General features: G+C 54.4%; 13 protein-coding genes. 6 read left to right on the forward strand and 7 right to left on the reverse strand.

Annotated elements, in window-relative coordinates:
• Positions 1-13 precede the first annotated feature (13 nt).
• On the reverse strand, positions 14-1,015 hold the full coding sequence (locus AUP42_RS18680; RefSeq protein ID WP_062953112.1) for a sialic acid TRAP transporter substrate-binding protein SiaP: 1,002 nt from the start codon (positions 1,013-1,015) through the stop codon (positions 14-16).
• Between the two features lie 273 nt (positions 1,016-1,288).
• On the opposite strand from AUP42_RS18680, the gene moaD reads away from it, so the two are divergent.
• The gene (gene moaD / locus AUP42_RS18685; RefSeq protein ID WP_062953113.1) at positions 1,289-1,540 is read left to right on the forward strand and encodes a molybdopterin converting factor subunit 1; all 252 of its coding nucleotides are present in this window, start codon (positions 1,289-1,291) and stop codon (positions 1,538-1,540) included.
• Between the two features lie 63 nt (positions 1,541-1,603).
• Here moaD and choV read toward each other — a convergent pair whose 3' ends face one another.
• From choV to AUP42_RS18700, 3 genes are all read right to left on the reverse strand, one after another.
• Positions 1,604-2,800 (reverse strand): choline ABC transporter ATP-binding protein, encoded by a 1,197-nt coding sequence (gene choV, locus AUP42_RS18690; protein ID WP_062953114.1) that lies wholly within the window; start codon positions 2,798-2,800, stop codon positions 1,604-1,606.
• Between the two features lie 2 nt (positions 2,801-2,802).
• Positions 2,803-3,651: a choline ABC transporter permease subunit gene (gene choW / locus AUP42_RS18695; protein ID WP_062953115.1), complete on the reverse strand. Its 849-nt coding sequence runs from the start codon at positions 3,649-3,651 to the stop codon at positions 2,803-2,805.
• A gap of 92 nt (positions 3,652-3,743) precedes the next feature.
• The gene (locus AUP42_RS18700) at positions 3,744-4,703 is read right to left on the reverse strand and encodes a choline ABC transporter substrate-binding protein (RefSeq protein WP_062953116.1); all 960 of its coding nucleotides are present in this window, start codon (positions 4,701-4,703) and stop codon (positions 3,744-3,746) included.
• 378 nt (positions 4,704-5,081) lie between these two features.
• Here AUP42_RS18700 and betI point away from each other — a divergent pair, with 378 nt between their 5' ends.
• From betI to AUP42_RS18725, 5 genes are all read left to right on the forward strand, one after another.
• Positions 5,082-5,672 carry a choline-responsive transcriptional repressor BetI gene (betI, locus tag AUP42_RS18705; protein ID WP_062953117.1) on the forward strand — a complete coding sequence of 197 codons (591 nt, stop codon included), beginning with the start codon at positions 5,082-5,084 and terminating at the stop codon, positions 5,670-5,672.
• Positions 5,673-5,734: 62 nt separating this feature from the next.
• On the forward strand, positions 5,735-7,192 hold the full coding sequence (gene betB / locus AUP42_RS18710) for a betaine-aldehyde dehydrogenase (RefSeq protein WP_062953118.1): 1,458 nt from the start codon (positions 5,735-5,737) through the stop codon (positions 7,190-7,192).
• 56 nt (positions 7,193-7,248) lie between these two features.
• Complete coding sequence (gene betA / locus AUP42_RS18715; RefSeq protein ID WP_062953119.1) at positions 7,249-8,934, forward strand: choline dehydrogenase; 1,686 nt, start codon at positions 7,249-7,251, stop codon at positions 8,932-8,934.
• A 121-nt stretch (positions 8,935-9,055) separates the two neighbouring features.
• On the forward strand, positions 9,056-10,645 hold the full coding sequence (locus AUP42_RS18720; RefSeq protein ID WP_062953120.1) for an L-serine ammonia-lyase, iron-sulfur-dependent, subunit alpha: 1,590 nt from the start codon (positions 9,056-9,058) through the stop codon (positions 10,643-10,645).
• 178 nt (positions 10,646-10,823) lie between these two features.
• Positions 10,824-12,137, forward strand: a complete 1,314-nt coding sequence (locus AUP42_RS18725; RefSeq protein WP_062953121.1) for an NAD(P)/FAD-dependent oxidoreductase — start codon at positions 10,824-10,826, stop codon at positions 12,135-12,137.
• Between the two features lie 5 nt (positions 12,138-12,142).
• On the opposite strand, the gene AUP42_RS18730 is transcribed toward AUP42_RS18725, so the two are convergent.
• From AUP42_RS18730 to AUP42_RS18740, 3 genes are all read right to left on the reverse strand, one after another.
• Positions 12,143-12,805, reverse strand: a complete 663-nt coding sequence (locus AUP42_RS18730; RefSeq protein ID WP_062953122.1) for a cysteine hydrolase family protein — start codon at positions 12,803-12,805, stop codon at positions 12,143-12,145.
• Positions 12,806-13,046: 241 nt separating this feature from the next.
• A complete protein-coding gene (locus AUP42_RS18735; protein WP_062953123.1) occupies positions 13,047-13,529 on the reverse strand; it encodes a group III truncated hemoglobin in 483 nt (160 codons plus the stop codon).
• A gap of 83 nt (positions 13,530-13,612) precedes the next feature.
• The gene (locus AUP42_RS18740) at positions 13,613-14,962 is read right to left on the reverse strand and encodes an NAD(P)/FAD-dependent oxidoreductase (RefSeq protein WP_062953124.1); all 1,350 of its coding nucleotides are present in this window, start codon (positions 14,960-14,962) and stop codon (positions 13,613-13,615) included.
• Positions 14,963-15,002 lie beyond the last annotated feature (40 nt).

The following is a 15,002-nucleotide window of genomic DNA, read 5'->3' on the forward strand; positions in this document are numbered from 1 at the left end:
CAGGCTGGCGATATTAAAGCGCGTTGATGCGCTCAAGCATTCCTTCCGGCCAGTCTTTCGAAAGTTCGGATTCAAGATACATCTTTTGGGCATGGGCACGGAATGCATCAACGTCAGGAGTATAAATCTCAAGCCCCTGTTCCTTGAAGAAATCAGACAGTTCCTTTTCCTTCTTCAGGTGTTGTTCCTGGCTCCAGTTGATTGCCTCATCGGCGGCTTTCTGGAAGGCTTCCTGTTCCTCGGCACTCATGCCGTCCCAAACCTTGGCCGAGACGACCAGAAGATCGTACCCGACAAGATGGGACGTCATCGCGATCTGGCTCATGACTTCATAAAATTTCATGTTCTGAACGTTCGGCAGAGGGTTGTCCTGACCGTCGATCGCCCCGGTTTGCAAGCCGGTATAAACTTCTGCATAAGCCATCGGTGTCGGGTTGGCGCCAAGGGCCGTTCCCAAGAACTGCCATGCATCACCACCTGGCATGCGAAGTTTGACGCCTGCCATATCTTCGGGGGTGTTGATTTTCTTGTCGATGCGCAGACCGACCTGACGGGTGCCGAAATAGGTCGGGCCCAGAATGTGGATGCCAAGCTGTTCTTCGGCCATCGTTTTCATCTCGGTCCCGGCGTCACTTGCGAAAAATTTCCGCAGGTGATCGGCGTCACGGAACAGATAGGCGGAACTGAGGATCGAGAAGGCGGGAATCTGGGTGGCAATATCCTGCGGTGCGACGTTGCCCATTTCAAGGTTTCCGCGCTGGATAGCAAGGATTTCGGTGGTCTGTTTAAACAGGTTGCCACCGTAATAAAGTTCGAACTCGTACTTGTCGCCCAGCGCCCCGGCGAGTTGCTTCATCATGTCGGCACGGATGTCTTGTTCCGAAAAGACAGCGGAGAAACGCAGTTTGGTCGCCTCGGCAGCCAACGCCACATTTCCCAATCCGATCATAGCAACAGTACCGAGTGCAGCAAGCCCCGTAGCAATAGCTTTTCTGCGGGTGATGGTCCGTGTCATGTGTAGTCTCCCTAGATACGTGAATTGTAAGTTACTATTATTTTTGTATGGTGATTTTAATTATATACGTTAAAAATTGACTTTCTGCAAGTTTGATAGGCCCGCCGATCAGGGATGTGATTGACATGCCATGCGACCGAGATTGGCAAAGGCTATGCTTTTGGCGCAGGAATGCTTTAGAATCTCTGGGGGAAACAGGATCTGCGCTTGCGCTAAATCCTTGTTTGCGCAAGCATGCGGCCAAGCACAGAACTGAAGCGAACGGGATAGAAGATGAAGCTGGTTTATTTTTCCTGGGTCAAAGACCGTATCGGCATGGCCGAGGAAGATATTGAACTGCCGGAAAATGTGAAAACCGTTGCCGACCTTCTGGCATGGATGCCGGGCAGGGGGGCGAATTACGCCGATGCGCTGGCCGATCCGGCGATTATCCGGGTGGCAGTTGATCAGGAATATGCGCAAGGCGATCGCGATGTACGCGGTTCGAGTGAGATCGCGCTGTTCCCGCCGGTAACCGGCGGATAAAACGAGAAGTTCAATAGTATTATTAAAAAAAGGCGCCCGGTTTGTGGGGCGCCTTTTTGATGGTCAGTCTGCGACGGTCGCGGTTTGCGTTAGACTTTCAAAGAATTCCTTGCGGCCCAGGGTGCCGGAAATGCGTCCCTCGCGGGTTAGCAGAACCGGGTTTTGGGTGATGCTTCGCATTTCGATCAGATCCTTGAGAAGCACGGTGTCATCGGCAACGAAGATGACCGAATTGTCGGTCGCATCAAGATCAGTCGGCAATTCACCGGTATAGTTGATCAGTCGCAGCTCGCCCCGTTTGCCATTGTGGGCGGCCTTGATGATCCCGTCCTGAAGCGTGATGCGAATGTCTTCATCCTCTACAGGAAGTTCGCCGGAATCGTTGCGCTGGTCCCTGTCAACACGATGCATGATGGCGCGACCGCGCAGGATATTGACCGGGTTCATATGGGCGACAAAATCGGCGACATATCCGTTGGCCGGACGCAGGGCGATGTCTTCGGGCGTGCCATGCTGCACGACATAGCCACCTTCCATGATGGCAATTGAATTGCCCAGTTTCATGGCCTCGTCTAGATCATGACTGACAAACAGGATGGTCTTGTTGAGCTTGTCCTGAAGATCAAGAAGCTCGTCCTGCAGGCGGTTACGGATCAGCGGATCAAGGGCTGAAAACGGTTCGTCCATCAGAAGGATTGGTGCATCGGTGGCAAAGGCGCGCGCAAGGCCGACACGTTGCTGCATGCCGCCTGAAAGTTCGTGGGCATATTTACCCGCCCACTGATCCAGCCCGACAAGGGCCAGCTTTTCACGCACGATTTCACGGCGTTCCTTCGGTCCCATGCCGTCAAGCTCAAGCCCGAAGCCGACATTGTCTTCGACGGTGCGCCACGGGAACAGACCGAATTGCTGGAACACCATCGCAACGCATTTGCGCCTGAGGTCGCGCAGCGTATTGGCGTCACAGCTGGTGACATCGACCATCCAGTCTCCGTCATGTACCCGAAGCGATCCGCGTGAAACGCGGTTAAGCCCGTTTACACAGCGCAGCAACGAGGATTTACCCGAGCCCGAAAGCCCCATCAGGACGCAGATTTCACCCTGCGGGACGTCAAAGCTGACATTGGCAACACCAAGGATATTGCCGGTTTCCTTGGCTATTTCGTCACGGTTTTTACCGGCGTCGAGGAGGGCGAGCGATTCAGCCTGCTTATCCCCGAAAATGACGTCGATATTATCAAATTCAACAGCATTGCTCATGATTACTGCCCCGTATTTTCAGATTTGTCGCGGCGGCAGATGCGGTCCAGCACAATGGCAAGGATCACAATTGCAAGGCCTGCCTCGAACCCTTGGGCGATGTTGACCGTGTTAAGGGCACGAACAACCGGTTTGCCAAGTCCATCAGCCCCGACAAGGGCGGCAATCACCACCATTGAAAGTGAGAGCATGATGCATTGGGTCAGGCCCGCCATGATCGATGGCATGGCAGATGGCAGTTCGACCTTGAACAGCAACTGGCGCGGGGTGCAGCCAAAGCTTTTGCCTGCTTCGATCAATGCCTTGGGCGTGCTGGCGATACCAAGATGCGTCAGCCGCACCGGGGCGGCGATGGCAAAGATTACGGTCGAAATCAGACCGGGAACCACGCCAAGACCAAAAAGGATCAGGGTTGGAATCAGGTAGACAAAAGTCGGGATCGTTTGCATCAGGTCAAGAACCGGACGCAAGGCCTGATAAAGCCAGGGGCGATGCGCGGAGGCCACGCCAAGCGGAACCCCGATCACCATGCAGAACAGCGTCGCATAGATCACAAGAGCCAGCGTTTCCATGGTGGCTTCCCAATAGCCAAGATTGACGATCAGAAGCAGGGAAAGGACGGTAAAGGCCGTCAGTTTCCATGATCTGTGCAACCATGCAGCCAGCACACCAAACAGCGCGATAATCAGAAACGGTGGTAACCAGACCAGCAATTCGACTGTGTTTTCGATAATGAATTCAAGAACGTCCGAGATGGTGTAAAACACGAAGTCGGCATGCTCGTTAAGCGCATCCATCAGGGATGCAATCCACCGTCCCAGCGGAATTTTAGTTTCCGTGAGCCATTCCATTGGATTTTTCCATTATTTGAACAAAGAAAATGTGCCGATACGCTGCCCTTGATGGGGGCAACGTACCGGCATTATGAATTCGAAGCTGGACCCTAGAGACCGAGTTCATCTTTGAGCGCTGCCTTGGCATCGCCACCGTCAAAGGTGGTGACGCCATCAAGCCAGGCCATCGCGGCATCCGGATTGGCTTTGAGCCATGCGGTTGCCGCTTTTTCCGGATCGGTGCCCTCGTTCAGGATGGCATCCATGATCTGGTTTTCCATATCGAGGCTGAATTTCAGGTTGGTGACGAATTTACCGGCATTCGGGCATTCGTCAGTGTAACCGGCGCGCACGTTGGTATGAACCGTGGCCCCGCCGAAATTCGGGCCAAATACGTCATCGCCACCATCAAGATAGGCCATGTCATATTTGGCATTCATCGGGTGCGGTTCCCAGCCAAGGAAAACAATGAATTTGTCACGTGCCGATTTGCGTTTGACTTCGGCCAGCATGCCCTGTTCGGAAGATTCAACAAGTTCAAAGCCTTTGAGGCCGAACTGATCATTGTCGATCATGTCCTGGATCAGGCGGTTGCCATCATTGCCCGGTTCGATACCGTAGATTTCGCCATCAAGATCGTCCTTGAATTTGGCAATGTCGGCGAAATCCTTGAGGCCAGCATCATAAGCATTCTTCGAAACGGCGAGGGTGTATTTGGCACCTTCAAGGTTGGCACCGGTACTGACGACGGTCTTCTTTTCCAGATAGGGCGCAATGTCTGCAGCCATGGTCGGCATCCAGTTGCCGAGGAAGACGTCAACGTCCCCATTGGCAAGGCTGGTGTAAGTGACAGGAACGGAAAGAAGTTCGGTTTCAGCGTCATAGCCAATGGCTTCAAGGATAACCGATGCGGTTGCCGTGGTCGCGGTGATGTCGGTCCAGCCAACATCCGAGAAAGTTACGGTTTTGCAGGCATCGCTATCAGCCGCCTGTGCACCGGCCGCCCCCAGAAGGGTGGTGGCAATGACAGTGGTGCCAAGAAGACGGCCGATGGTGGAACGTGTGGTCATGTTTATGGTTCTCCCTTGTGTGGACCTAGCGGTTACTGATGGTGGCAATAACGCCGCCATCAGACTTTCGGTTCCGGAGGCCAGACGCATGTGAATCGATGCGCATTTGACATCGCGAACATTCGTCCAAAACCATGTGATCGGGTCCCCTGAACCCGGTCACATAGACCGGAATAATCATAAAAACAGCCGTAAAGCCGCGCAACCAAGGCACTTTCCCTGAGAACGTCGCGCCACAAAAGACGGCGTTTTTTATTGATTGATTGTTCAATTAAAATACAGCATATTCCCCCAAGGTCAATTGCGAAGGGCGAAAAAGTCGCATTTGCGTCACCAGACAGGCCTAAGTCCTTCGGATCGCTTAGAATTGGATTAGTAATGCCCAAGGTTGGAATGCAGCCTGTACGCCGCAGGCAACTGATCGATGCCACGATCGAGACCATTCACCGCTTTGGTTTTGCCGATGCCACGATCAGTCGGATTGCCGGGGCGGCGGGAATGTCGTCGGGAATTATTTCGCACTATTTCGGCGGTAAAAATGCGCTTCTGGAAGCAACGATGCGGTTTTTGATGCAGGAATTGCGCAGCGATTTCCTGGACCGTGTCGCGAAGGCAAAAACACCCCACGAACGCCTTGAAGCGATTGTTGATACCAACTTCAACGAAGAACAATTCACGCCGCAGGTCATTGGCGCGTGGTTGTCTTTCTGGTCGCAGGTGCCGTTTTCCGATCCGCTGCGCCGATTGAATGCGGTCTATTTCAAGCGACTGGCATCTAATTTACGCCATGAGTTGCGCCGCCTGACAACCGATCAGCGGGCCGAAGAAATTGCTGCGGTGACTGCTGCCATGATCGATGGCATCTGGGTGCGATCCGGTTTGACGCCGGGACGAGCCAATGTCGCCGTGGCGCGCAAGATGGTGCTGGATACCATGCACCTGCATCTGGCGAGTTCGCCCGCGCGCTAGTCAAGAAACATACACTTACAAAAGGGCTGCCCGATTCCGGTGTGGCCTGCAGGAGTTTCGACATGAGCCTTTATCAGATCCAGAACTTTATCAATGGCAAGAAAGTCGCCGGTTCAGGGGCGGAAATGGTCACGCTGAACCCCGCAACCAACGCGGTACTTGCCAAGGGTAAAGAAAGCACTGCGGCCGATGTCGATGCCGCAGTGAAGGCCGCGCGTGCCGGGTTTGAAATCTGGAAAAACACGCCTGCGGCCGAACGGGCGCGGGTTCTGTTCAAGGCGGCCCAAATCCTGCGTGATCGTAATGATGAACTGGCATTGGTCGAAACCCGTGATACGGGCCGTGCCATTCAGGAAACCGAAATCGTGGATGTGATTTCCGGTGTTGAATGTCTTGAATATTTTGCTGGTGTTGCTGGAAGCCTATCGGGTGAGCATATCGATCTTGGCGGCAATTTTGCCTATACGCGGCGCGAGGCGGTTGGTGTTTGCGGGGCAATTGGCGCGTGGAATTATCCGATCCAGATTGCTTGCTGGAAAGCGGCACCTGCCTTGGCGTGCGGGAATGCGGTTGTTTACAAACCGTCCGAAGTCACGCCGCTTTCAGCGATTGCGGTGGCTGAGGCGTTGCAGGAGGCGGGGCTTCCCGATGGGGTTTACAACGTCGTCCAGGGCGCGCGCACCTGTGGTGCTGTGCTGGTTGAACATCCGGGCGTCGATAAGGTTTCCCTGACCGGTTCGGCTGAAACTGGTGCCAAGGTTGCTGCGGTTGCCGCAGGCGGCATGAAGGCCGTCACCATGGAGCTTGGCGGCAAATCGCCGATGATCGTGTTTGAAGATGCCGATCTGGATAACGCGGTATCGGGCGCGCAGATGGCGAATTTCTATTCATCCGGGCAGATTTGTTCGAACGGCACGCGCGTTTTCGTCCATGAAAGCGTTGCCGATGCCTTCATCGAAAAGCTGATTGCGCGGAGCAAGCACCTTGTTCTTGGTGATCCGGAAAAACGGGAAACCCAGGTTGGTCCGATTGTGACCAAAGCGCAGTTTGAAAAGGTCATGTCCTATATCGAGGCAGGCAAGGGCGAGGGTGCGAAATGCGTTCTGGGCGGTCATGCGGTGACCGAAAACATGCCCGAAGGTGGGCTGTTTGTCGCGCCCACCGTTTTCACCGGTTGTACCGATGATATGACCATCGTGCGCGAGGAAATCTTTGGCCCGGTGATGTCGGTCCTGACCTTCAGGGATGAAGACGAAGTCATCAAACGTGCCAATGATACCCAGTATGGTCTGGCTGCCGGGGTGTTTACCCGCGATCTGTCGCGCGGGCACCGCGTTGTCGCGCGGCTTGAGGCGGGAACCTGCTGGATCAATACCTATAATATCACGCCGATTGAAATGCCGTTTGGCGGGGTCAAGAAATCCGGGGTGGGCCGCGAAAATGGCCGGGCCGCGATTGAGCATTATACCCGGATCAAATCCGTCTATGTCGAAACCGGTGACGTCGAGGCGCCTTATTGATCACGGTTCCGAACGGTGAATGGCTGCCTGCAACCTGTTGAAGATAAGGAAAAAGCATGAATACGCCGACCACCAAGGAAAAGTACGATTACGTTATTGTCGGTTCCGGTTCCGCCGGTGCCGTTCTGGCCAGCCGTCTGACCGAGGACCCGGAAGTCAAAGTTCTGGTGGTAGAGGCAGGACCGGTAGATCATTGGTGGGATTGGCGTATTCATATGCCAACCGCACTTTCCTATCCGATGCAGTCGGAAACCTATAACTGGGCATACTGGACGACGCCGCAGGCGAACCTGAACAACCGCCGGATGGAAACGCCGCGCGGGCGTGTTTTCGGTGGTTCCAGTTCGATCAACGGCATGGCCTATGTCCGTGGTCACGCCCTTGATTACAATCGCTGGGCGGAACAGGATGCGGCGTTAAAAGAATGGGACTATGCGCGGTGCCTGCCGTATTTCCGCAAGGCCGATACACGCAACGAAGACGCCAATGGTGATGAATATCATGGCGGAGATGGCCCGCTGCATGTCACCACGGGGGCTTGCAAAAACCCGTTGCACAAGGCATGGATCAAGGCCGGGCAGGAAGCGGGTTATGAATTTACCCCCGATCAGAATGGCTATCGCCAGGAAGGTCTGGGGACGATGGATATGACGGTTTACAAGGGCCGCCGTTGGTCAACCGCACGGGCCTATTTGCATCCGGCAATGAAACGTCCGAATTTGACAGTTTATGACAAGGCATTGGCGCAGCGCGTTGTTTTTGATGGCAAACGTGCCGTCGGACTTGATTTCACCCACCGTGGCGAACTCAAACGCGCGACGGTCGAGCGCGAGGTAATTATTTCGGCAGGATCGATCAATTCGCCAAAGCTTTTGATGTTGTCGGGGGTTGGACCGGCCGCACATCTGCGTGAACACGGGATTGATGTGGTTGCCGATATCCCCGGTGTTGGTGAAAACCTTCAGGACCATCTGGAACTTTATGTCCAGATGGAATGCACCCAGCCGATCAGTCTGAACAGCAAGCTTGATCCTTGGAACAAATTCAAGATCGGGTTGGAATGGTATCTTTTCAAAACCGGGCTTGGTGCGACCAACCATTTTGAAGCCGGTGGGTTTATCCGGTCAAAAGCGGGTGTTCAGCATCCTGACCTTCAATATCACTTTATACCGGCTGCGATTAACTATAACGGATCCAAAGCCGCCGAAAAGGATGGCTTCCAAGCGCATGTTGGTCCAATGCGGTCCAAATCGCGCGGCACGGTCCGGTTGGCGTCAAACGATCCGGCAAAGCGCCCGATTGTTGATCCCAACTATATGAGCCATCCGGAAGACTGGGAAGAAATGCGCGCATCCGTGCGTCTGACCCGCGAGATTTTCGCACAGGATGCCTTCAAGGACCTGCGCGGTATTGAAATTTCGCCGGGCAGGGACATCCAGACCGATGATGAAATCAATGCATGGGTCGCCGATCACGCCGAAAGTGCCTATCACCCGTCCTGTTCGTGCAAGATGGGCAGCGACGATTTGGCTGTGGTGGATGAAAAAACGCGCGTACATGGTATCGAAGGTCTGCGCGTGGTGGATAGTTCCATCATGCCGACAATCGCATCGGGCAATTTAAATGCCCCGACCATCATGATCGGGGAAAAGGCCGCAGATATCATTCGCGGACGCGATCCGTTACCACCATCAAATGCACCATATTTCGTCCATCCTGAATGGGAAACCAAACAGCGTTGATTTCGATTATCCCCGGTCTTTGATCTTTCAGGACCGGGGATTTTTGTTTCGGCATTGCTTTCGTCCATCTGGCGGGTGATCATCGGGAAAATCATATGCAATTTTCCCGGATTGCCCCGCCATGCAAGAAATCAGCCTGCTTAATTCCGTGATCGGCCCCGTCATGCGCGGTCCGTCCAGTTCTCATTGCGCAGCACCTTATATGATGGCGAAGGTCGCGCGTGAATTATCATGCAGCAATGGCGATGTTTTGAAACAGGCCATTGTCCGATTTGATCCACGCGGGTCATTCGCGCCGGTCTATCAGGCACAAAGTTCTGACGAAAACTTTGCCGCCGGTTTTGCGGGCGCGGCACTGACGGATGCAGATTACCGTGATATTTTGCCGCGTGTGATGCGTGGCGAAGGATTTCTGTTTAGCGTTGAAATCACTGAACTTGAAAACAACAACCATCCCAACCGTGTTGATCTTGAACTGACCGTAACTGACCGGAATGGTTCGGAACGCACCGATCTTTATGCCGGTGCATCGGTTGGCGGCGGGATGTATTACATCGATGCGATGAATGGTGAGCCGGTCTTTCTGACAGGCAAAACTGCAAGCGTGTTTGTCTGGGGCTCTGATATCGGCGCGCGGTCGGATGATATTGCCGCCGGGCTTGTTGAGAATGGCAACAGGTTGCTCGGCATATCGGTCGACCCGGATCATGACCGCTGCGAAATTGCGTTGCAGGCCTTGCCCGATACAAAGCTGATAGCCTCTTTGCGTGATCAGGACGGTATCAAAGACGTTCGTTTCGCTGCGGCCTCGCAATATCCGGTGTGTGCGACTGACGATCTGTTTTCGACCAGCGATGCGGTGATTGCCGTGGCCGAACAGCAGGGCGGATCGCTTGCCGAGGCGGGGCTTGTTCTCGAAGCTAGGCGTCTTGGACTGTCACGTGATGCAACACGCGAACTTTTCCGCGAACGGTGTGAACTGATGTTGCGCGTGGTGGCAGAAGGATTTGATGCCAAACCCGAAGACAATGTGATGCGGTTTTTAACCCTTCGCGCACGCAAGGTTCGCGATGCCAATCTGCCCGCCGGGCTTGGCGGGGCGGTTTTGCAGGATGCGATTGCAGGCGCGCTTTCGGCGATGGAACGGGATTCCAATCGTGGACTGGTTTGTGCCGCACCAACTGCGGGCAGTGCAGGTGTGGTTCCGGGGACGCTGTATGGGTTGATCCGGCATGGCATTGATCTGGAAGGTGCCACCGATGCGTTGCAGGTGATGGCGCTGGTGGGGGCCGTGTTTGCGGCGCGCGGAACCTTTGCCGCAGAATGCGGCGGCTGTTCGGTGGAAACGGGCGCATCGGCGGCGATGGCAGCGGCCGGCGTGGCGCAGGCATTTGGCGGAACACCTGTGCAATGTTTTGACGCGGCAAGCATGTGTTTGATGAATACGCTGGGCCTTGTGTGTGATCCGGTTGGCGGGGATGTTGAAATTCCGTGCCATGCGCGTAATGTCGCCGGGGTGTCGCACGCCTTTTCATCGGCGATGGCGGTTCTTGCCGGGTTTGATGCCGTGTTGGGATATGACGAACTGGTCGATCAGACGGTTAAAATCGGGGCGATGATGCACCCGGATTTGCGTTGCACGGCACGTGGTGGATGTGCGGTCACCAAAACTGCCCTTAGGATGGTTGAGGTGGTAACGCAGGCGCGCTGAATGACCCATATAAACCGGTTTTTACGCAATCCTTTGTTCTGCATGTTGCCTGTTTTTGCATAATCGGTGAAAAGCATGCGAAGAGGCCGGTTTTAGCCAGTTTTCCCTTGATGGTCCGGCCAATTCCGGCACCATTAGGGGATTAATAAATCACAAGACAAAAATTCCGAGGCGCCGTGTGTTTACCCCGAACTTCCTGACCGCAAATGACAAATCTGGCGCATATCCGCCATCCTACTACGCGGCAACGGCGAACAAGATCGCACCCTTTGCCGAATTGGACGGGAATAAGGCTTGTGATGTCGTTGTTGTGGGCGGCGGGTTTACCGGTTTGTCATCGGCACTTCATCTGGCAGAACGCGGATACAGTGTTGTGTTGCTTGAAGCGCACCGGGTTGGTTGGGGCGCATCAGGGCGCAATGGCGGGCAGGTCGGTTCGGGACAGCGCCGCGAGCAGGACGACCTTGAAAAGATGGTCGGTCGCGAAGACGCCAGAAAGCTATGGGATATTGCCGAGCAATCCAAGGACATCGTCAAAAGCCTGATTACAAAACATGATATCGACTGCGACTGGAAGCCCGGTATTTTGCATGCGGATCATCGTGAACGGTTCGTTTCAGGCACGCACGAATATGCCGAGAAACTCCGAACCGAATATGGCTATGAAGCCATTCGCGCCGTTGGCCGGGATGAAATCCGCAACATGCTGGGGTCGGAATTTTATCATGGCGGGTCGCTTGATATGGAGGCAGGGCATCTTCATCCGCTGAACTTCGCGCTTGGGCTTGCGGATGCGGCACGTGCTGCCGGGGCGAATATCTACGAAAACGCGACTGTCACCAGCTATGACAATGGTGAAAAGGTCGTTGTCACAACAGCGGGCGGGCACCGTGTGACAGCGGACATGATGGTGCTGGGCTGCAACGGGTATCTTGACGGGCTCGAAGACCGGGTTGCCAGACGGGTGATGCCGATCAACAATTTCGTTATCGCGACCGAGCCATTGGGTGATGATCTGGCGCGCGAACTGATCCGCGATGATGTTGCCGTCGCGGATTCAAAATTCGTGATCAATTATTATCGTCTGTCGGCCGATAAACGGATGCTGTTTGGCGGCGGGGAGACATATAGCTATCACTTCCCCAAGGATATCAAATCCTTTGTCGCACCCCATATGCTGGAAGTTTATCCGCAGCTTAAAGACGTTAAAATCGATTATGGCTGGGGCGGGACGCTTGCGATTACGATGAACCGTATGCCGTTCTTCCGCAAGGTCGAGGACCGGGTATTCACCGCGACCGGGTATTCAGGGCACGGGGTTGCGATGGCGACACTGGCCGGACAGATCATGGCCGATGCGGTATCGGGCACGATGGAACGGTTTGATGTGATGTCGAATATCAGCATTCCAAGCTTCCCGGGCGGGAAGGCATTGCGCTATCCATTCCTGGTGCTTGCTATGACCTGGTATTCAATCCGCGACAGGCTGTGAAGTTTTCAGGATGCTTGTGCGCTGCCGCTCGTCACGCCACTGGCGGCAAGGCGGGCCTTGGTCTTCTGCCAGATGGCCGGATTGACAGTCAAAATACCTGCGTCGGTAAATGATACATCATATCCGCGATTAATGGCTGCCTGCATCGTTGCTTTGACGCAGTAATTGCCATCGAGACCGACGATTTGCAGTCTGCCGACTTTCTGGCGTTCCAGAACGCGTTCGAGTTCCGGTGCGGTAAAGGCATCGGCACGCGCCTTGGTGATATCGTGATCGATATCACCGTTCAGGCGGGAATCAAGATCAAGGCCAGCTGATTTCGGGCTGCCGCGCCCCTTGTTCAACAGCTTTACCAGAAGATTGATGTACCAGCCCTTGAATATCTGACGAACCGAGATCACCGGTTGGCCGGTTTCGTTGGCAATTTCAACAAGTTCATTGATTGCGGAAATCGTTTTTTCGACCATGGCCGGGTCATAGGCATTTTTGCCCGTGGCCAGCGTAAAATCTTCTTGCAGATCAATGATGACAAGGGCGCTGTTGAGGCGTTTCGAAAAGTCTATTTTCTTGCCCTTTGTCGGGCTCAGATGACGCTTGTGGCCATAAATCGTATAGGTGGTAATCAGGGCTAGAATGATGACTGCTCCGATGCCAATCCAAAGCCACATATCGTCTTTCTCCGCTCTCGTCCGTTCCGTCGTACTTTGCAATCGGTCTGGCACATAGCAATCTTGCAGGGCTGCCAATATAAGCCCTTTGACTTGCCAGTTCAGTGCGCGTGAAGATTGCCCCCGTCTAGTAATAACACGTAACAATATTTTGTTCGGAGCAGGACAATGTTGTCAACATGTCGGTCTTAAGAAAGCTGACAAAAAGTTTTGCAGTGTGCTGATTGCTATGAATTCTGGCCTATTTCGGGGACCATGCCGAAACCGGATCGTAACGTTCGCCTTTACCCAAAATGACGCCGTTATGCGCAGCAATCCCGATTTCGAAACTTGATGCAATCCGAAGGGCCCGTTCCATGAAATGGCGCGCGGCGGCTGTTTCACAGTATTCTGAAAGTGTTTCGGCAAACAATTCCAGCCAGCGATCAAAATGGTTCCGGTCGATCCTGAGCGTCAGGTGCTTTTGCATCGGACGGCCGTCATAGGCGCCACTGGCAAGTGCCACAGATGCCCAGAACATGCACATCCGTTCCAGATGGTGATCCCAATCCGTAATTTTCTCCGCGAATACCGGACCCAGCATCGCGTCATCGCGCACCTTTGCGTAAAAGCCATGCACGATATTTTTGATCATGTCGTGATCGATGCCGGTTTCCTCGCGGATTTTCCGGGTCGCGATTTCGCGGCGTTCTTTGATTTCAGCAAGGGTCGGTTGATCTGACATGGTCGTCTCATGCTCAATAAGGATTGATCCGGGCAATAGCGCAAAGGCCGGGGCCGCGACATGACATAGGTCAGTTTGCCCGATTACGCAAACTCGTCACGCAAACCATAATATCGATAGGCAAGGCTGCGACCGATCCGGCGGAACCGTGCCAGCGGGAAACGATCGGGCGGTGTACCCATGATCGCGCCGATGTCATCCGGGCCCTTGATACCAAGCATTTGCTGACCCAGCATTTTTCCAGCCAGACTTCCAAGTGCGACGCCATTGCCATGCCATGCAAGCCCGGTCCAGACATCCCGGTGCTCTGGAACCCGTCCCACATAGGGGCGGAACGACTGTGAAAGACAGGCAAGCCCGTTCCAGTGGTGGGTGATTTCAACATCCTGCCATGCCGGGAACATCCGGTGAAAATGCGACAACAGGTGCCGTTTTGCGGCATCAAAGGCCGTCGGGGTTGCCGTGATGCCGCCACGACCACCAAACATGAAGCGATTGTCGGGCAGCTTGCGGAAATAGTGCAGCAGAATGCGGCTATCAAATGCCATCAGGTCGCTGGTCCAGCCTTGGTCGGCAAGTTCATTATCGGACATCGGACGCGTGACAAGGATACCTGAAAACACCGGCATCAATCGCCCGCCGATCCAGTCGGGCAGGTTTTCGGCACTGTAGCCGTTGGTGGCGACGACGACCTTGTTCGCCGAAATTCGCACATTTTGGCAGGTCAGGATGTAACCGTCCCCGGTGTCTTGGAGATCTTCAATGGTCGCCTGTTCGAATATCCGAACACCTTTGGCCGCGCACATGCGGTGCAACCCGGCAAGATATTTTAATGGATGTAGTCCAAAGCCCTGTTTGACATGCAATCCGGCATGGGTTTCCCGTGCATGAAGGCCCCGTTCACGAAGCTGGTCCTCCGTCAGGAATTTGGTTTCGATATCGGTAAAATGGGCATTTTCGGCTGCCTCTTCACGCAATTCTTTCACGCGGTTGGCCTTGTGCGCCAGTATGACTTCGCCGTCCGAATGACGATCCGCATCAACATTCCACTCTTCAAGCCGCGATGCGACAAGGTCGATTGCAGTACGTTGAAGCTTGGCAAAATGGCGTGTTTGGTCATCACCAAACTGTTTGGCAAGCTGGGCATAGCTTTTGCCATTTCCGCCCATGCAGCAAAATCCGCCATTGCGCCCCGATGCGCCCCAACCAGAACGCCCGGCATCAAACACGGCAACATCAACACCATTTTCGGCCAGTTCCAACGCAGCCGACAGCCCGGTATAGCCGCCACCGATGATCGCGACATCGGCCGTGATCGTGCCATCCTCGGGGAGGTGATCGCAGTCGGGCAGGGGGGCGGCACTGACAGCCCAGAAGCTTTGGGGCATGCTATTGGTTTGATAGGCCGCAGGTTGATAAAGGCGTTTAAGCATGGCGGACTCTTTAGAGGTGGCGCGTCTAAGCGGTGTTCTG

The organism is Thalassospira lucentensis (assembly GCF_001613805.1).
Lineage (GTDB): Bacteria > Pseudomonadota > Alphaproteobacteria > Rhodospirillales > Thalassospiraceae > Thalassospira > Thalassospira lucentensis_A.

Coding starts and splice junctions, on each gene's coding strand:
- moaD (WP_062953113.1), top strand. CDS start 1,289: ATGAAGCTGGTTTATTTTTCCTGGGTCAAAGACCGTATCGGCATGGCC.
- betB (WP_062953118.1), top strand. CDS start 5,735: ATGAGCCTTTATCAGATCCAGAACTTTATCAATGGCAAGAAAGTCGCC.
- betI (WP_062953117.1), top strand. CDS start 5,082: ATGCCCAAGGTTGGAATGCAGCCTGTACGCCGCAGGCAACTGATCGAT.
- AUP42_RS18680 (WP_062953112.1), bottom strand. CDS start 1,015: ATGACACGGACCATCACCCGCAGAAAAGCTATTGCTACGGGGCTTGCT.
- AUP42_RS18720 (WP_062953120.1), top strand. CDS start 9,056: ATGCAAGAAATCAGCCTGCTTAATTCCGTGATCGGCCCCGTCATGCGC.
- AUP42_RS18735 (WP_062953123.1), bottom strand. CDS start 13,529: ATGTCAGATCAACCGACCCTTGCTGAAATCAAAGAACGCCGCGAAATC.
- betA (WP_062953119.1), top strand. CDS start 7,249: ATGAATACGCCGACCACCAAGGAAAAGTACGATTACGTTATTGTCGGT.
- AUP42_RS18740 (WP_062953124.1), bottom strand. CDS start 14,962: ATGCTTAAACGCCTTTATCAACCTGCGGCCTATCAAACCAATAGCATG.
- choW (WP_062953115.1), bottom strand. CDS start 3,651: ATGGAATGGCTCACGGAAACTAAAATTCCGCTGGGACGGTGGATTGCA.
- choV (WP_062953114.1), bottom strand. CDS start 2,800: ATGAGCAATGCTGTTGAATTTGATAATATCGACGTCATTTTCGGGGAT.
- AUP42_RS18730 (WP_062953122.1), bottom strand. CDS start 12,805: ATGTGGCTTTGGATTGGCATCGGAGCAGTCATCATTCTAGCCCTGATT.
- AUP42_RS18700 (WP_062953116.1), bottom strand. CDS start 4,703: ATGACCACACGTTCCACCATCGGCCGTCTTCTTGGCACCACTGTCATT.